This is a genomic window from Streptomyces sp. NPDC127197 (assembly GCF_042672405.1).
Classification (GTDB): Bacteria; Actinomycetota; Actinomycetes; order Streptomycetales; family Streptomycetaceae; genus Streptomyces; species Streptomyces flavusporus.
Window position 1 is genome coordinate 13,360 of record NZ_JBHXVG010000011.1, and the last position, 17,720, is coordinate 31,079.

At 71.3% G+C, this 17,720-nt stretch carries 11 protein-coding genes and 2 pseudogenes; 5 read left to right on the forward strand and 8 right to left on the reverse strand.

Going from position 1 to position 17,720, the window contains the following annotated elements:
• Positions 1-59 precede the first annotated feature (59 nt).
• Complete coding sequence (locus ACFVJQ_RS18920; protein WP_385785168.1) at positions 60-1,580, forward strand: MFS transporter; 1,521 nt, start codon at positions 60-62, stop codon at positions 1,578-1,580.
• Between the two features lie 392 nt (positions 1,581-1,972).
• Positions 1,973-3,763 carry an HEXXH motif domain-containing protein gene (locus tag ACFVJQ_RS18925; RefSeq protein ID WP_385785171.1) on the forward strand — a complete coding sequence of 597 codons (1,791 nt, stop codon included), beginning with the start codon at positions 1,973-1,975 and terminating at the stop codon, positions 3,761-3,763.
• A 76-nt stretch (positions 3,764-3,839) separates the two neighbouring features.
• Here the strand turns inward: ACFVJQ_RS18925 and fxsT are convergent, their stop codons facing one another.
• The 6 genes and pseudogenes from fxsT to ACFVJQ_RS18955 all read right to left on the reverse strand — a co-directional run.
• Positions 3,840-7,778 (reverse strand): FxSxx-COOH system tetratricopeptide repeat protein, encoded by a 3,939-nt coding sequence (gene fxsT / locus ACFVJQ_RS18930; protein WP_385785173.1) that lies wholly within the window; start codon positions 7,776-7,778, stop codon positions 3,840-3,842.
• Positions 7,775-8,743, reverse strand: coding sequence for a MoxR family ATPase (locus ACFVJQ_RS18935; RefSeq protein ID WP_385513436.1), 969 nt, complete (start codon positions 8,741-8,743; stop codon positions 7,775-7,777). Before ACFVJQ_RS18935 ends, fxsT begins: the two co-directional genes overlap by 4 nt.
• 73 nt (positions 8,744-8,816) lie before the next feature.
• Entirely contained in the window at positions 8,817-10,325 is a 1,509-nt protein-coding gene (locus ACFVJQ_RS18940; protein ID WP_385785176.1) for a hypothetical protein, read from the reverse strand.
• Complete coding sequence (locus ACFVJQ_RS18945; protein ID WP_385785528.1) at positions 10,322-10,786, reverse strand: toll/interleukin-1 receptor domain-containing protein; 465 nt, start codon at positions 10,784-10,786, stop codon at positions 10,322-10,324. Before ACFVJQ_RS18945 ends, ACFVJQ_RS18940 begins: the two co-directional genes overlap by 4 nt.
• A pseudogene (locus ACFVJQ_RS18950) lies at positions 10,760-10,897 on the reverse strand (DUF2510 domain-containing protein); the annotation flags it as partial. The pseudogene ACFVJQ_RS18950 and the gene ACFVJQ_RS18945, both read right to left, overlap by 27 nt.
• A 42-nt stretch (positions 10,898-10,939) precedes the next feature.
• Positions 10,940-11,230, reverse strand: a pseudogene (locus ACFVJQ_RS18955) (hypothetical protein); the annotation flags it as partial.
• Positions 11,231-11,455: 225 nt separating this feature from the next.
• On the opposite strand from ACFVJQ_RS18955, the gene ACFVJQ_RS18960 reads away from it, so the two are divergent.
• From ACFVJQ_RS18960 to ACFVJQ_RS18970, 3 genes are all read left to right on the forward strand, one after another.
• The gene (locus ACFVJQ_RS18960; protein ID WP_385513438.1) at positions 11,456-12,217 is read left to right on the forward strand and encodes a DeoR/GlpR family DNA-binding transcription regulator; all 762 of its coding nucleotides are present in this window, start codon (positions 11,456-11,458) and stop codon (positions 12,215-12,217) included.
• Complete coding sequence (gene pfkB, locus ACFVJQ_RS18965) at positions 12,214-13,161, forward strand: 1-phosphofructokinase (RefSeq protein WP_385513439.1); 948 nt, start codon at positions 12,214-12,216, stop codon at positions 13,159-13,161. Before ACFVJQ_RS18960 ends, pfkB begins: the two co-directional genes overlap by 4 nt.
• Positions 13,162-13,393: 232 nt before the next feature.
• Positions 13,394-15,454: a fructose-specific PTS transporter subunit EIIC gene (locus ACFVJQ_RS18970; protein WP_385785179.1), complete on the forward strand. Its 2,061-nt coding sequence runs from the start codon at positions 13,394-13,396 to the stop codon at positions 15,452-15,454.
• A gap of 69 nt (positions 15,455-15,523) precedes the next feature.
• Here ACFVJQ_RS18970 and ACFVJQ_RS18975 read toward each other — a convergent pair whose 3' ends face one another.
• Together ACFVJQ_RS18975 and ACFVJQ_RS18980 are read right to left on the reverse strand one after the other, a co-directional pair.
• Positions 15,524-16,270, reverse strand: coding sequence for a DUF6227 family protein (locus ACFVJQ_RS18975; RefSeq protein WP_385513441.1), 747 nt, complete (start codon positions 16,268-16,270; stop codon positions 15,524-15,526).
• A 194-nt stretch (positions 16,271-16,464) separates the two neighbouring features.
• The gene (locus tag ACFVJQ_RS18980; protein ID WP_385513442.1) at positions 16,465-17,691 is read right to left on the reverse strand and encodes an Ig-like domain-containing protein; all 1,227 of its coding nucleotides are present in this window, start codon (positions 17,689-17,691) and stop codon (positions 16,465-16,467) included.
• Between the last annotated feature and the right edge of the window lie 29 nt (positions 17,692-17,720).

A 17,720-nucleotide genomic window follows, 5' to 3' on the forward strand; every position in this document is an offset into this window, starting at 1 on the left:
TCGAGGATGCCGCAGCACTAGGACATGATCTGGCCTAATGCGCCCGTAGGTTTCGGGACATGACCTCCACCGAGACCTCTTTGACCTCATCGGCCGGGGCCGGAGCGGCCGACCGCCGCCGCTGGTTCGCCCTCGCGATCGTGATGACCGCGGCCTTCATGGACCTCGTCGACGTCACGATCGTGAACATCGCGATCCCGTCGATCCAGCGGAACGAAGGCGCCTCCTTCAGCCAGATCCAGTGGATCACTGCCGGTTACGCGCTCGCCTTCGCCGCCGGTCTGATCACCGGCGGCCGACTGGGCGACATCCACGGCCGCAAACGCGTCTTCCTCGTCGGCATCGGCGGCTTCACCCTCGCCTCCGCGCTGTGCGGCCTCGCCGCGAACCCGGAGATGCTCGTCGCCTCCCGCATCCTGCAGGGCGCGATGGCCGCGCTGATGGTGCCGCAGGTTCTGGCGATCGTGCACGCCACGTTCCCGGCGCACGAACGCGGCAAGGTCTTCGGGCTGTTCGGCGCGATCGTCGGCCTCGGCGCGGTCTCCGGTCCGCTGCTCGGCGCCCTGCTGACCGAGTGGAACCTGTTCGGGCTCGAATGGCGCCCGATCTTCCTGATCAACCTTCCGGTGGGTGTGGCCGGCCTGGTCCTGGGCCGCCGTTTCATCACCGAGTCCAGGGCTCCGTACGCCCTGAAACTGGACCTTGTCGGCGTCGCCCTGGTCACGCTGGGTCTGCTGATGCTGCTCTACCCGCTCACCCGTGGCCGTGAGCTGGGCTGGCCGCTGTGGGGATACGTCTCGATGGGCGGCGCGCTGGTGGTGCTCGCGGCGCTGGTGGCGTACGAGCGGCGCAAGGCGGCGCGGGACGGCTCCCCGCTGATCGAACTGTCCCTGTTCAGGGTCAAGAGCTTCGCCGCCGGTATCGCCGTGCAGACCGTCTTCGGGGTCGGGCTCGGCATCTTCTTCCTGGTGTGGACGCTGTACATGCAGATCGGCCTGGGCTGGAGCGCGCTGCGGGCGGGGCTGACCGGGGTGCCGTTCTCGATCGCGGTGTCGGTGGCGGCCGGGATGTCGGTGCAGAAGCTGGTGCCGCGCTTCGGGCGCGGGGTGCTGCAGGCGGGCGCGCTGGTGATGGCGGCCGGGCTGGCGCTCTACGTCTGGGAGTCCGAGCGGTACGGTCTCGCCATCGCCTCCTGGCAGATGGCGCTGCCGCTGATCGTCATGGGCGCGGGCATGGGCCTGATCGTCGCTCCGCTCACGGACGCGATCCTGTCGGAGGTGCCGCGCGAGCACGCCGGTTCGGCGTCCGGCCTCATCAGCACCGTGCAGCAGATGGGCAACGCGCTCGGGCTCGGGCTGGTGTCGGTGGTGTTCTTCGGTGTCGTCGACGACCGGCCGGCTTCGGCGCAGCAGGGGCCGGCGTTCGTGGACGGCTTCCAGCATGCGGTCGGGTGGGTCGCCGTGGTGATGGTGGTGATCTTCCTGCTGATGTTCGCCCTGCCGAGGCGCCCGGCGCAGCATGTGGAGGGCGCGGGGGAGGACTCCCTTGCCTCCGACAGCGAGCCGGTGCTCGTGGGCTGAAGCCCTGGTGCCGTGCCCGTCCTCCGGCGCCGGAGGACGGGCGCACGACCATGCAGGGGTACCTGTTTTCCGCCCCGGAAGTGCACCTTGATATACCGTGATGCCCTCTATAGCGTGACGCCATGTCATCGAGGGAACACGTAACCCCCCGTGAAGCGGCGGGGTCCGGGGAGCCGCCATCCTGGCTCCCGTCCTTGTCGGGTCTGTCGCTCGAGGAGGTCGCGGCCCTTGATGACACCGTTCTTCGGCCGTCGATCGAGCGCCTTCAGAATCAGGTCAGCCGTCCCTTGTCCACGATCGCGGGCAGCGACGGCGGTTAGGGCCCCTGTCGCGACCTGCCGCAGCGTGCCCCGGCCACCTCATGATTCGATGAACGAGGAAATGTCGCGCCGATGCGCCTTCACCACCTCACCGACGCCGTCCTGCAGTCGCTGACCTCCGTCATCGAAGAGAAGGAAGCCGTCGCCTTTCTGCTCGACGCGGAGTCGAGCCGGCGGCTGCTGTTGCTGCGCGCGATTCTGGACGCGGTCAGTGGAGCCGATGCGCGACCGGGGGACGCCGACGAGGTGCGCCGGGCCTGGCGTCTGCTCGAATCCGCCGAGCGGTCGGCTCCGGCAGCCTTCCGCAGGGTGCTCCTCGATCCGCAGACGGGTGTGTGGGCGGCGAACCTGCTGCGCAGACTGTCCCGCCGGAGCCCGGAGGCGACCGCGGGTGAGGTACCCCTGCGCGTGGAGCTGGGGTACCTCAGGCAATGGGCGGCAGCCGTGTTCGCCGCCGCCGGCGTCGACTTCCGCACCCGCGTTCCGCTGCGTGACGGCGGGGTGTTCCTGCCAGGGCTGGGTCGGGCGACAGTCGGCGGCGATCCCTGGGGCACCGCCGAGGTGTGGGGCCGCGACGGTGTGGTCCGGGTCGCGGCGGGCGGCGTGACCGTGACCCTGCCGGAGGAGACGGAGCGCGACGTACCCGGTTGGGAGGGACAGCGGCGGCTGCGTGCCGAGCACGCGGGAGTGCACCTGACCCTCGCACTCGACGACCTCGGGCCGTACGTGCCGGTGCCGGAGCTGGGGGCACCCAGGAGGCTTTCGGAAGCCCAGTTCGCTTCCTGGCAGCACTGGTTCGAGTGCATGTGGCGTGTGCTGGTGGACGACCACACCGACAGTGCCCGGGCTCTGACCACGGGGCTGCTGTCCCTCGTACCGTTGCCCCGAGGGGAGCGGCTGCGCGCGCGGGCGGCCTCGTCGAGCGACGCCTTCGGGTGCCTGCTGCTGTCCGAGCCGGACGACGACGGCGTTCTCCCGGTGCAGCTCGGGGTGGCCGTCCTGCACGAGTTCCGGCACACCTTGCTCAACGGACTCCTCTTTCTGTCGCCGCTGTTCGAGGAGTGTGACGAGGCCTTCTACGCGCCCTGGCGGGATGATCCGCGCCCGCTCGGCGGGCTCGCTCACGGGGCGTACGCCTTTTCGGGGGTGGCGCACTACTGGCGCGCACGCGGTGGGGAGGGGCTTGCGGGCTTCGAGTTCGCGCTGTGGCGCAACGCCGTACGTACCGTGTTCGAGACGCTGCGCGACCATTCCGCCCTCACTCCGCTGGGACAAGCGCTGATCGGCAGCCTGGACGAGCAGACCGCGGGTTGGCACGCCGAGCCGGTGGGCGCGTGGGAACAGCGCCTCGCGCATCTCTCGGCCGTACACCATCGTGCGACCTGGCGCGCACACCATCTCCGCGTACCGTCGGCGCACGCCCGGGAGTTGGCGGATGCCTGGCGCGCGGGGCGGCCCGCGGACTCGGCCTCCCGCCCCGACCCCACGCTGGACGCCGACCCGCACGCCTGCCGGCTGGACACGCTGGCGCTGCTGGCGCGGCTCAGACTCGTCGCGCCCGGCGAGTTCGACGCCCTGCACGCGATGACGGACCCCGGGAGTGTGGTTCCCGGTGTGGTTCCGGCCGATCTGGCCCTGGTGGACGGCGACGCCGCGACCGCGGCCAAGCTGTACGCCGACGAGCTCACCTCACCCGGCGCCAGACCGGCAGCCTGGGCGGGGCTCGGCCTGGCCCTGGCCGAGTGCGGAGAGCGGGGCGCCGGGACCGCCCTCACCGAGCGTCCCGAACTCGCCCTGGCCGTTGGCCACTCGTTGCCCTCCCCGCCGGATCCGGTGGCGTTGGCCCACTGGCTCGCGGGGTAGCGGCACGCGCGGCTACGCCGGGGCGCGGGCGGTGCACCGGGCGCCGTGCCCGGGCGGCCGGCGCGGCCCGGGGCCGTCAGAGGGGCATCGGGTCGATGTCGCAGTCAGCGCGGTGGTCCCAGTCGGCGACCTGGGCGACCGCAGGGTGATCGCCGCCCAGCTTGCGACTCAGACGCTCGCGGGTGTCGGTGCGCATCGCCTCCGCCTCCTCGACGCGGTTCACCGCACGCAGGTCCATCGCGAGGTTCGCGGCACAGGCCAGGGTCGAGGGGTGGTCGTCGTCGAAGACCTCCCGGGACCGGCGCAGCGTCTCGGTGTCGAGGTCCAGCGCGTCGGCGGCGTCACCGAGGGCGTAGTGGTCGCTGGCGAGATTCGTGCGGCACACCAGCGTGGACGGGTGCGTCGGGCCCAGCTGCTCGGTGAGCTGTTCCAGGGCCACGGCGTCGATGTACTGCGCGGCCGCCGCGTCGCCCAGCAGGCGATAGGTGATGGCCAGGTTCACGGCCGCCGACAGTGCGTGGGGGTGGTGCTTGCCGTACGTCTCCTCATACCGATGGCAGATTTCCGTACCCAGCCGCAGCGCCTCCTCCAGGTTTCCCCGGTGCCGCAGGTGGATGGTCAGCTCCAGGGTGGCGGCCATGGACTCGGGGTTGCGGTCGCCGTACCGGCGCAGGAGCTCGGCGTGGATCTGTTCGGCCGTCGCCGCAGCCTCCTCATGCTCGCCGGCCTTGCGCAGTGCGACGGCCAGCAGGCGGACACAGTGCAGGGTGAACGGATTGCTGCTGCCGAGCAGCGTGGTGGCCTGCTCGGTTATCTCGTGGTGGTACATCAACGCCGTGTGATAGTCGCCGAGTTCACGAAGGTCGACGATCAGGCTCAGCCAGGTGCGCAGCGAGTGGATGTGGTCCTGGCCGAAGACCTCCGTGCGGCTGCGCCACGTCTGCTCGTCCAGTTCCAGGGCACGGTCGAACTTTCCCACCAGACGTAGGCTCACACCGAGGTTGTGCGCGGCGCGGAGCGTCTCCGGGTCGTCCGGACCGATGAGTTCCACATACTGCTGGTGCACGGATTCGGCGAGTTCGAGTGCCTCTGAGAACGCGCCGCGTACCCGGCGGTCTATGGCGACGTGCTGGATCGCGGCGAACGTGTCCTGATGGTGGGGGCCCATCGACCTGAGATACGCCTCCAGGGTCGCCGCGTTGAGTTCGGCGGCCTCCTTGTAGCGGCCCATGCTGAACTGGAGGAATCCCAGCAATCGGGCGATCTCCAGCGTTTGCGGGTGCTCTTCGCCCAGTCGGCCGGACCATTCGCCGTGGGCGGAGCGGGCCAGTTCCAGGCAGGACTCGTAGTCGCCCCAGCGCAGCAGGTACCCGACCTCATTCACGACCAGCCGGCGAACCCAGGTCTCGTCGGACCGCATCGCCTCGGAGACGACCACGTGGGGATACAGGGTGCCGTAACGGTCCCAGCGAAGCGCGTTGGTGGGGTCGTTGGGATCGCTCGCCACCAGCAGCATGTGGGCGCCGTGGCGCATGGTGGCCCGGTCCTCCTCGGTCATCCGGAACTGCAGGGCCGCCTGCACCAGCCGGTGCATCTGCAGGGAATTGGTGCGGTGGTTGAAGCGGGCCAGCGAGTAGCGGCCGATGTCGCGTATGGCCTGGCCGAGGCGGATCGGATCCTCCAGGGCGGCGTCCAGCTCGGGGGTGAGGGGGCTGAGCGGCATCCGCATGAACATGCTCCGGTCGATCGGCTCGGGAGCAAAGAAGGAGCACACCTGGAGCAGCTGGTACGCGGCCGGGTTCTTGACCTCCAGCTGGTCCAGCGAGATGTTCCAGGCGGCTATGACGGGATGCTGGTTGTCGAGCGGCGCCGTGCCCCGCAGCAGGTCCACGCGCTTCTCGTCGAGCAGGCGCAGGTACTCGTCCACGGGCATGCCGGTCTCGGCGTGCCAGGCGGCGGCCTGCTCGATGGCCAGCGGCAGGTCGCCGAGGGCCTGTGCGAGCCGGTCGGCGTCCTCGTCACTGATTTCGGGACCACGTACACGCAGCAGTTCCTTGCTCTCCTCCCGCATGAAGACGTCGACCTCCAACGGCCGGGCGAGGGAGGCCCATTGGGGATTGCGTGAGGTGACGAGGATGTTCCCGGGCCCGCCCGGTGGGAAGAACTGCCCCACGGCTTCCGGGCTTTCCGCGTTGTCGAAGACCAGGATCCAGTTGGCGTAGGGCACGCCGACGCGCAGGGCCTCCAGCACCGCGGCCACGGTCGACGAAGCGTCGGAACCGGTCGGCACGCCCAGCCGCGGGGCCAGTTCCACCAAGGACAGGGAGATCTGTGCCGTGCGTTCGGCGGAGATCCACCAGACCAGGTCGTAGTCGGTCATATGGCGGTAGAGATACTCGACCGCCAGCAGGCTCTTGCCGACGCCGCCCATTCCATGCAGCGTGTGGGGCAGCACAGCGGTCGCCTTCTCCCGCAGCAGCCGCTGGTGCAGCTCCTCGAGGAGTGCCTCGCGGCCGGTGAAGTTCGGATTTCTCGGCGGGATGTTTCCCCATACCGTGGGGGTGCTCCTGGTGCGTCCGTTGCCCACCGTGCTCGCCGGGGCCTGCTGCGGCATCACCGGCCTCCTCTCCCCGTGATCGGTCGGTCGGTCGGCGTCCCCCGACTGCCGGGCGACGGCATGACCGAATGCTGTGGGTGTGGTGGTGCCGTTCTGCTGTGCGTGCTGCGGGCCTTGCCGACCGGCCGTGGCGGCTGCGAGGGCCTCGTCGACCTCCCTCGCCGGCTTCAGGAACGGTCCGGACAAGGCGTGGAGCACCGCGCTCTCCGCCACGAGCCACGGCCCGGACTCCTCGTCGACCGGCGGAAGTCGGTGCACGGCGGCACCGCCCAGCAGCCGGGGCAGTCGCCACAAGTGTTCCCCACCGGATCCCCGGCGATCCCCCATCAGCTCGACGACCCGCAGGACGTCGGCGCGCCGCCCGGTGGCCAGCAACTCCTCACGGACACCGGGCAAGAAGGCGAATGCCGTGTCCCCGCAGGCCGTGGGAACGACCAGGCCGTACACCAGCAGGTGTGCGAAGTCGGCGACGGAGCTGCCCGGGACCAGTGCGCGCTGCACCTCGTTGATCAGCTCGGCGGTGAGGGGGACGGCGGCGAGCATGGTGGCGAGCGTGAACACGCTGCCGGGCACGGACGAGCGGAAACGCGCGACCCTGGCCGCCGGCGTGGGAACGGGCTCCTCCTCGGTCTCTGCGGACCCGGCGGGCACGCGCGCGCGGGGGAACATCACCGTCATCGGCAGCCATGCCGGTGGTGCCCCGCCCAGCAGCCTGGACCAGGCCTCCAGCCAGCGGGGGGTGAGTTCGAGCACCGGAACCGCCAGGTCAGGACGGTGGCCGGACGGCGTGCCTTCCTGGACGTCGGGGCCCAGTCCGCGGGGCCGCCAGCGCATCCGGTGGCCGGCCGCGCCCGGGGCGGGGGAGCGCAGCAGCACCTGCCAGCCGCGCAGCCCCGTCGCGTGCCACACCGAGTGGGGCAGCAGGTGGATGAGCGCGGTCGGTCCGGACTGTCCCCAGCGGCGCAGTAGCGGTTCCACCTCACGGGTGCGCCAGCGCGGGCCCGCGCCGTCGGTGAGGAGCAGCGTCAGCCGGGTGCCGGCACCATGACGCGGCAGCGTCGCCGGATCGGAGCTGTGGGCGAACGGCAGCCGGTGTGTGGTGATCCGCCCGAAGGAACCGTCCCGGTGCAGTTCCCTGGCGAAGTCGTGCGCCGTCTGCTGCCACAGGCCCATCGTCGGACCCGAGTCGACCACCAGCGCCACGTCCCTGATACGGCCCCGTCCGAGCGCGGTGCCGATGCGCCGTAGCGCGTCCGATAGCCCTGGTGGGAGGACGGCGGGAAACGGGCCAGGGGGAGACGGCTGCGCCCGCTGGGATTCCGGGGTCCGCCCGGGCGGCCGCGGTCCGGAAGCGGCGCCCGGTTCGACCGGGAGCGGCTGTCGGCGGGGTCGGTTCATGGCTCCTCCGGCGTGGTCCACCGCCACAGGGTCTCGACGGCCTCCTGCCAGTCGCCGTCCTCGGCCATGGCCTGCAGAACGCCGTCGGCGGCGAGCCGGAGGGCGTCCAGGAACCGTTCCACGACAGGCCCCTCGGCAGCGCAGGCCCGCTCGACGAAGGCGTCGACCACGTCCTCGGCCAGGCCGGGACCTCCCGGCTCCGGCGGGAAGCGGTTCGCGGCGAGGGCACGCAGCAGCTCCGGGCCGGGCCGGTGCGTCCGCAGGGTCACACAGCGGCGTACGAGATCCAGCGGCAGGTCCCGCTCGCCGGTGGTGGTGATCACGACGACGGGGAAGGCATGGCAGCGCACGGACCCGTCCGGCAGCTGCACCGCTGCCGACGGATCGTCGTCCGTCGACACCCGCAGGTCGGCGGGGACGGCGCAGGGCAGGACGAACCCCCCGCCTCCCAGCACCGTGCACAGGTCTTCGGGCAGCGCGATCTCGGCCCGGTCCAGCCGGTCGATCAGCAGCACGCGCGGCCTGCGGTACGGCAGGAATGCGGTCCCCAGCGGTCCGAGCCGGATCCCACGCCCGTACCCGCCCTCGTGCCCGTCCCCGTACAACCCCTCGCGAAGTGTGCTCAGGGACGTGATCCGCCAGTGCAGGACGCGGCCCAGGCCGAGTTCCCGGCTGATGCGGTACGCGAGGGACGACTTGCCGGTGCCGGGCTCGCCCATGAGGAGCAGCGGGCGACGCAGGTGCAGCGCCGCGTTCACGCGGGCCACCTCGTCCGGAGGGGCCGGCAGGGGCTGTCGTCCGGCGCCCAGCACCACGGGGGCATACGGGTCGTCGACGGGTGGTGGGGGAAGGTCGGGGCCGCCTCCGAAGCTGCGCCAGGCCGGTGCGTCGGGCCACTCCTTCTCGGTTGCCCCGGGCAGCCCCGTGCCTCGGTACGGTCCCCACGACTCGCTGTTCGACGGCATCTGCGGCGTCCCTCCGGATGACGGCTGGGGTGTGATGGGCGGACCGGACACGGCCGGACACGCTGGCAGGTGGTCACGGCGGCTCGGGAAAGACGGGTTTGCGGTCGGGGTCGTCCCACAGGACCGTGAGATGACGGCCGATGTGTGCCGCGCTCCTGTCGTCGGCGGAGTCGATGGCCGCCCGGCGGCGATAGGCGGCCATCCTGGCCGGGAACCGCGGCAGACCGTCGGCGAGGAGCCCGTCGAGAACGTCCCGGAACTGCTTCGTGGAGCGGCCCGCACGGTGCCAGATCACCACGGGCAGCCCGCTGCGCAGCGCCGCCTGCAACTCGCGGCGCCCGTGTTCGTGGCCGGGCAGCGGCGGCTCGCTCAGCACCAGGGCGACGCAGCTCTCGTTGTCGCTGAGGCGGGCCTCCAGACCGCGCAGATGGTTGCCGTTCCTGCGTGCGATGTTGACATACACCGACTGCGACGTGTCCTCGTCCCGCTGCAGCTGCTGCCAGCGGGTGCGCCAGAACCGGTACCAGTCGGGGTTCTGCAGCCGGTCCAGGCTGCGGACGACGACCGGGTAGTCCACCGCGAGCGGCACATGCGGCACTTCGGCGGTGTCCCGGGGCCACCAGTCCACCGGCAGGTTGAGCAGTTCGAAGGGCAGGACGAACTCCAGCCACACGTCGGCCAGTCGGTCGCCGCCGACTCCCTCGACCGTCTTGATGACGTGGCTCACGGCCTGCTGCAGCCCGTCGGTGGGCACCCGGGGGATCGGCTCGCCGTGCTTCCAGCTCGGGCCGTGGGCGTCGGACATGAGGGAGTGCGAGACGGTGTAGTGCCCGTTCTCCAGCGGGTCGGGCGTGATGTGGATCGCCAGGTACTCCTGGTTCGGCCTGACCGCCGGGGGGACCGGAGACCTGGCCCGGTCGAGATCGAGCAGCTCGGCCAGGCCGCAGCTCAGGGCCCACTGACGGTTGCGCGCGAGCAGCTCGCCCGCGAGTGGCCGGTCCATCACATCGGCGATGCGGTCCAGATAGACCATCCACGGCGGCAACCCACCTCGCGGAGCGCCCTGTCCTGCCATGTGCAGGAAGTCGTGCCAGCACGTCTCGGCCTGCGGCGGAGGCGCGGAGACCCTGGCGTCGGTGGCCACCCGGACGAGTGCGGTCCGCATGCCGTACGACAGCGTCAGCGCCCCGAGGGCGTCGCCGAGGAAATCCCAGGAATCCGTGACGTCGGGCAGGCCGTGCAGCGCGTCCACGGCCGTCCACTCGTCGGCGAGCCGTTGCACGACCTGCGCCTGCGCGCACCCCGGCTCCAGCAACGACAGCTTCCGTGCCAGGGCCGGCAGCCCATCCTGGTGCCGAGTGCAGAAACGGAACAACTCCAGCAACTGCAGCGGCACAGTGGTGTGCTCCCGCAGGTCGGCCCGGCGACCCACGGCCTCGCCGACCAGCTCGATCAGCAGGGCCCGCGCCGGCCGGTCCTGGAGCGAGGGGACCTCGAGCAGCGCGGCCAGCGTCTCCTCCCCGATCCGGTCCCGTATCCGTACCACCGGATTGCCGCGGTCCGCGCCGCCTTGTCCCGTCAACGTCGCCCCGCCGGGTCGGGGAAGGAAGGCGGGGAGGCGGCCGGTCCGGCGCGGCCTGTGGGGGTGGCGCCGACGGCGTGGAGCAGCCGGGCCCGGGCCTCGTCCTCGCCCAGCCCGGTGAGGTCGGTGTACGGCACCTTGGACAGGGGCCACTCGGGTCGGCAGGGCTGCACCACGACCGGCACGAGTGTGTCCGCGAGGCCTTCCGGATCCTCTTGGTGCATGACCCACCAGGGCCGGAGCACCTGTACGGATTCGATGTAGGCCGGGGACAGCAAGGCGATCACGCGTTCGCCCTGTTCCGGCTCGGTCCGCGGGCCGATGCTCGCGTTGCCCTCCAGGACGAGTACGCGCAGTCCCGCGTTCTCCAGCTGCCAGGCGGTCCAGCCGGCCCAGGAGCGGTCGGCCGCGACGCAGGACACGAGGAAGCGGACCGGTGCGCCGGCGGCGGCCGACCCCACGGGGCGGATCTGGTCCGTCCACGCCCTGCCGTCCCACCAGCGCTCGGTGGCGGGACCGTCACTTGTCCGTCCGGGGTCGGGGTACCACCCGGGAGGAACTACCTGCGGCACCGGGGCGGGAGTGGTCCTGGTAGCGAACTCCCGCACCAGACGACTGACGGTCTCGGCGGTCCGGCTGTGGCCTTCCAGCAGCGACACGGCGTGGGACAGCGCAGACAGCCCGTCGTTCCCCGCGCGGATGCAGAACCGCACCAGCTCGAGCATGTGCAGCTGCAGGGTGGCCTGCTCCCGCACCACCACCGGCCGCCCCAGCTCGTCGCCGATCAGCTCGGCCAGCATCGCCCTGGCGTTGCGGTCGTAGAGGATCGGCGAGTCGCACAGCGTGTGGACCACGGCTTGCTGCCAGTCATGGTCCGGGCGGGCACGGAGACCGTCCCTGTCCACAACACCCCCCGAGAAGCTGTGTCCCGGAATCCAGGATACGGACGCGGTGACACGGCGTCAGGGCTTCTGCAGTGCCGTCCGGCTTGATCCGGAGGTCCTGCTTCTCGGGCAGAAACCAAAGCCCGTTTGTGCCCGACTGAGTCTGAACCTGTTTACTTTCTGGAAATCCAGGCGTAGTCTCCGAGTGAAACCACACGTTCGGGCATGGTTCGGAGGCGATCGGGCATGTACGCACCGGAGCGGCAACAGGAGATCGTCCGTCTCGCCCGTGACGGCGGCCGGGTGGACGTGGTGTCGCTGGCCGAGGAGTTCCAGGTGACGGCGGAGACGATCCGCCGCGACCTGAAGGCCCTCGACCGTGCGGGCCTCCTCCGCCGGGTGCACGGCGGCGCCATCCCGGCCGGCCGGCTCGACTTCGAGCCGGACCTCGCCGAGCGCGAGTCCACCGCGGCCGACGAGAAGGACCGCATCGCGAAGGCGGCCCTGGCCGAACTGCCCACCGAGGGCACGATGATCCTCGACGCCGGTACGACCGTGGCGCGGCTGGCGGCCGCCCTCCCGCCGGAGTCCTCGCTCACCGTCGTCACACACAGCCTGCCGATCGCGGCCCGCCTCGCGGACCACCCCGGCATCCAGCTCCACCTCGTCGGCGGGCGCGTACGGCATCGCACGCGCGCCGCCGTGGACGCCTGGGCGCTGCGGGCATACGGCGAGATCCGGGCGGACGTCCTCTTCGTGGCCGCCAACGGCTTCTCCGCCGAGCACGGCCTGACCACCCCCGACCTCGCCGAGGCCGCGGTCAAGCGGGCGGCCCTCGCCGCCGCCCGCCGCGTGGTGCTGCTCGCCGACTCCTCCAAGCACGGCCAGGAGCACTTCGCCCGCTTCGGCGACCTGAGCGATGTGGACCTGCTGATCACCGACACCGAGCTGAGCCCCGAAGACGCCACCGCCATCGAGCGCGGCGGCACGGAAGTAGTGCGCGCATGATCCTCACCGTCACCCCGAACCCGTCCCTCGACCGCACCTACGAGGTCCAGGCCCTGAAGCGCGGTGAGGTCATTCGCGCCGAGACCGAGCGCGTGGACCCCGGTGGCAAGGGCGTGAACGTCTCGCGCGCCGTCGCGGCCGCCGGGCGGCGCACGGTGGCGGTGCTGCCGCTGGGTGGTGCGCCGGGGGCGCTCGTCGCGGACCTGCTCGACGCGCAGGGCATCGAGGTCGCGCCGGTCCCCGTTGCCGGCGCCACCCGCTCCAACATCGCGCTCGCCGAGGCCGACAGTGTCCTGACGAAGATCAACGCGCCCGGCCCGGAGCTGTCGGCCGACGAACAGGAGCTGCTCTTCGAGACCGTACGCCGGCAGTCGCGCGACGCCGACTGGATCGCCTGCTGCGGCAGCCTGCCCCGGGGCCTCGCGCCGTCCTGGTACGCCGACCTGGTCGCGCGGGCGCACGCCGACGGTGCGCGCATCGCACTGGACACCTCCGGCCCCGCGCTGCTCGAGGCGCTGCGCGAACGGCCCGACGTGGTGAAGCCGAACGCCGAGGAGCTCGCGCAGGCCGTCGGGCGCCCGCTGATGACCGTGGGTGACGCCGTGAAGGCGGCCGAGGAGTTGCGCCAGCGGGGGGCGCGCGCTGTGCTGGCGAGCCTGGGCGCCGACGGGCAGCTGCTCGTGGACGGTGCGGGCATCTGGTTCGGCAGCGCGCGCGTCGACGTCGTGCGCTCCAACGTGGGCGCCGGCGACTCCTCGCTCGCCGGCTTCCTGATCGCCGGCGGCAGCGGCCCGGAGGCACTCGCCTCCGCGATCGCGCACGGCGCGGCCGCCGTTCAGCTGCCCGGCAGCGTGATGCCGGCGCCGGGCGACCTGGACCCGGCCGCGGTGACGGTGACGGCCGAGGTCCCGGTGGACCGCGAACTGACGGAGCCGGCGTCATGACCGTACGGACGACGTCCTCCATGCCACCCCCCGAACCGGCCACGCAGCGGCGACACTCCCCGTTACTCGCCGCGGCCGCCGGACGGCAGGGCACCCTGAGCCGCCCTGCCGTCCGGTGGAGGCGGGGTCTCCCCGGCCCCGCCTCCACCTCACCCCCGACCCCCCACTGCACCCCCGTCCCCTCTTCCGCCCACCCCACTGACCGGGCGATACGCGTGCGAAGGAGCCCGCGATGAGCGACATGATCACCGCGGACCTGGTCGACCTCGACCTGTCCGCCGAGACCAAGGAAGCGGCGGCGCGCGCCCTCGCCGAACGCATGGTGACCCTGGGCCGGGTGACCGACCTGGAGGGCTTCCTCGCCGACGTGGCCGCCCGCGAGGCGCAGATGCCGACCGGCCTCGACGGCGGTATCGGCATCCCGCACTGCCGCAGCGAACACGTCACCGAGCCGACGCTCGGCTTCGGGCGCAGCGCCGCCGGCATCGACTTCGGTGCCGCGGACGGGCCCGCCGACCTGATCTTCCTGATCGCCGCGCCCGCCGGCGCCGACGACGCCCACCTGACGATCCTGTCGTCGCTGGCCCGGCAGCTGATGAACACCGAGTTCACCGACGCGCTGCGCTCGGTGGGCGACGCGGCGGCCGCGGCGGCGCTCATCCGCGGGGAGGAGCCCGAGGCGGCTACGGCCGAGGGCACCACCGAAGGCGCCGAGGGCGCCACCGAAGACTCCGTGGCGGCGTCGGTGGCGGCCTCCGCCGATGCCGCCACGGGTGACACCGCCGACGCATCCGACGGCAACCGCCCCTTCCGTATCGTCGCCGTCACCTCCTGCCCCACCGGCATCGCCCACACGTACATGGCGGCCGAGTCGCTGGAGAACGCGGGCCGCGAGGCGGGCGTCGAGGTGGTCGTCGAGACGCAGGGCTCGGCCGGATTCACCCGGCTCGACCCGAACGTCATCGCGGCGGCGGACGGCGTGATCTTCGCCCATGACCTGCCGGTCCGCGAGAAGGACCGCTTCGCCGGGAAGCCGACCGTCGACGTCGGTGTGAAGGCGGGCATCAACCGTGCCGCCGAGCTGATCGCCGAGGTGCGCGGCAAGGCGGAGCGCGGCGAGGTCACGGCCGCCGCCCGACCCGGCACGCCGGTGGAACGCGCCGGTGAGCCGGGTGAGGGCTACGGCACCAAGCTGCGCAAGTGGCTGATGTCCGGCGTCAGTTACATGGTCCCGTTCGTCGCGGCCGGCGGTCTGCTGATCGCCCTCGGGTTCGCGATCGGCGGCTACGAGATCAACAAGGCGCCGTCGGTGATGGACCACTTCGTGTGGACCCAGGCGGACAGCTGGGGCGCGCTGTTCTTCCAGATCGGCGGCGTGGCCTTCAACTTCCTCGTCCCTGTCCTGGCCGGCTACATCGCCTATGGCATGGCCGACCGCCCCGGCCTCGTCCCCGGCTTCGTCGGCGGCTCGATCTCGCTCACCATCAACGCCGGCTTCCTCGGCGGCCTGGCCTCCGGTCTGATCGCCGGTGCGGTGGTGATGGGTATCCAGAGGGTGCGGATCCCGGCGTCCCTGCGCGGCATCATGCCGGTGGTGGTGATCCCCCTGATCTCCTCGGCGATCGTCGGCTTCCTGATGTTCGTCGTGATCGGCAAGCCCATCGCCTCCGCGCAGGAGGGGATGACCGACTGGCTCAACGGCCTCACCGGCACCAACGCCATCCTCCTCGGCATGCTCCTCGGTCTGATGATGTGCTTCGACCTCGGCGGCCCCGTCAACAAGGTCGCGTACACCTTCGCCACCGCCGGCATCGCCGTCGCCAACCCCAGCGACTCCGCCATGAAGATCATGGCCGCGGTCATGGCGGCCGGTATGGTCCCGCCACTGGCGATGGCCCTGGCCACGACCGTGCGCGGCAAGCTCTTCACGCAGACCGAGCGCGAGAACGGCAAGGCCGCCTGGGTGCTGGGCGCCTCCTTCATCTCCGAGGGCGCGATCCCCTTCGCGGCGGCTGACCCGCTGCGCGTCATCCCCTCGTCGATGGTGGGCGGCGCGGTCACCGGCGCCCTGACGATGGCCTTCGACGCCACCCTGCGCGCCCCGCACGGCGGCATCTTCGTGGTCCCGCTGATCGGCAACCCGTTCCTCTACCTGATCGCCATCGCAGCGGGCGTGTGCGTCACGGCGGCCCTGGTCGTCGTACTCAAGAGCCTGCGCAAGCCGGCGGCCGGAGCGGTGGCGCCCGGAGTGACCCCTGTGCCGACGGAGACGAAGCAGGCCGTGGCGGCGTAACCGCCGACCGCTTCTCCCCACAGCACGGTCCGGGACTTCGGTCCCGGACCGTGCTGGGCTCTTGCTCATCTACGAAAGCTGCGCAGCTCTCCGCTCCATCGCGTCCCGCGCCGCGTCCTCCGTCGTGTACACCTCGCACATGTGCCGGCCGTCCGGTGTGGCCGTGTGCTCCACCTCCCAGAGGGAGATTTCCTGCCCGTCGTGCAGCAGGAACGCATGCTCGTAGAGCGAGAAGCACAACCCGGCACGCCCCGCGCGGCAGGGGCGCCCGAAGGCCTGCGTGATCTGGTGCGCGCATGCCGTGGCCAGCAGCGCGGCCGTCTGCGCACCGGGCCGGTCCGGGTTCTCCGCCCGGCGCAGCAGCCGACGCGCGTGGTCCGCCGAGTCGTCGGGCACGTACACATGCCGCGGTTCGAGAACCGGCGACAGCTGCATCACCATCGGCAGCTCGAAGTCCGGTGGGTCCGGCGGCAGCGGCAGCCGGGCGCCGGCGGCGCGCAGCTCCTCCGCGTCGACATACACCTCGTGCTGTGGGGCACCGCCCGGCGTGGTGTTGTGCACGAGCTCCCAGAGCGTGAGCGCCGAGCCGTCGGCGAGCAGCCAGGTGTGCCGGTACGTCTCGCGGTGCAGGCCCGCGCTGTGGTGCGCGGAGTGCAGCGAACTGTCATGTGCGAGCGCACCCTCGAGCCGCCCTATCGTCTCGTCGGGCAGCTCGAACGAGTTCAGGGCACGGCCGAGCAGTCGCGTGAGGTGCTCCTCCGGAGACTCGGGCGACTCGGGTGGTTCGTACGCTGCCGTCTCGTACGGAACGCTCAAGGTTTCTCCCGGCGTTGCTGCATGTCACCTTGTGGGTGCATACCGTAGCCCCTCGGTCGGACATCATGTCCGGGAACCGAGAAAACGTACGCCCGGAAAACGGGCGGGCCGCGGATGAGGTTCCCATGCGACCCGACGTCTCATCAAAGGCGGCTGGTGAGGGGCGACTTGCGGCGATCTGTTGATCCCGGCGGTCAGGTGGCGCTGCCGGCGATCCACTCGTTCCACGTCATGTTCCAGCCGTTGAGGCCGTTGTCCGGCGCCACCGTCGTGTCGGGAGAGTTCTTGACGATCACGACGTCCCCGACGAGCGAGTTGTCGTAGAACCACTTGCCGGGAGTGTCACCCTGCGCGCCCTGCACGTCCTGCAGCCCGACGCAGCCGTGGCTGGTGCCCTGGCGGCCGAAGGGCGGACTGCCCTTGCTGTACCAGTAGTTGCCGTGGATGAACGTGCCGGACCTGGTCAGTCGCATCGCGTGCGGCACGTCCGGGATGTCGTACTCCCCGCCGAAGCCGACCGTCGAGCCGTTCATCCGGGTCTGCTCGAACTTCTCGGAGATCACCATCCGGCCGTTGTACGTGCTGTGCTGCGGGCTGCCCGCCGAGATCGGCACCGTACGGATGGTCCTGCCGTCCCGCACGACCGTCATGGTCTGCGTGCCGGTGTCGACCGTGGAGACCTGCGAACGCCCGATGGTGAAGGTGACGGTCTTCTTCTGCACCCCGTAGACGTCGTTCGCGCCCTCCACGCCGTCCAGGTCGATCTTCATCGTGACCTTGGAGCCGGCCTTCCAGTAGTCCTCGGGCCGGAAGTCCAGCCGCTGCGACCCGAACCAGTGCCCGACCACCTTCTGTCCGCTGCTCGACGTGACCGTGATGTGCGACTGCACGGCCTTCTTGTCGCTGATCGCCTTGTCGAACTCGAACGACACCGGCATCCCCACCCCGACCGTCGTGCCGTCGTCCGGGGTGTACGTCCCGATGAAGCTGTTGGCCGAAGTGACGGTGGTGAAGACGGAGTCGGCGGCGGCGGTCCTGCCGTCCGCGTCCTTCGCGGTCGCCGCGATCTCGTACTTCGTCCCCCGCTCCAGCTGCTCCTTCGGCTTCCAGCTCCTGCCGTCGGAGGACAACACCCCCGGTACGGCCTGCCCGGTCTCCGCCACCGTCATCTTCACGTCGGTCAGCCGCCCGTCGCTGACCTTCACGCCCGTCGTGTTGATCGACGCGCCCGTCGAACCGTCCTTGGCCGAGATGGCGATCCTCGCCGCTGAGGTCTTCGCGTCGTCCTTGCCGCCGTCACCGCCCTTGCCGTCGCTGCTGGCCTTGGCGCTGCCGCCACAGGCGGTGAGGGCGAGGGCGCCGACCACCAGGGCGGCACTGGCCACCAGCGCGCGCCGCTTTGCCATGTCCGGCGTTGTCACGGGCTGCTCCCCATTTGTGTGATGTGCGT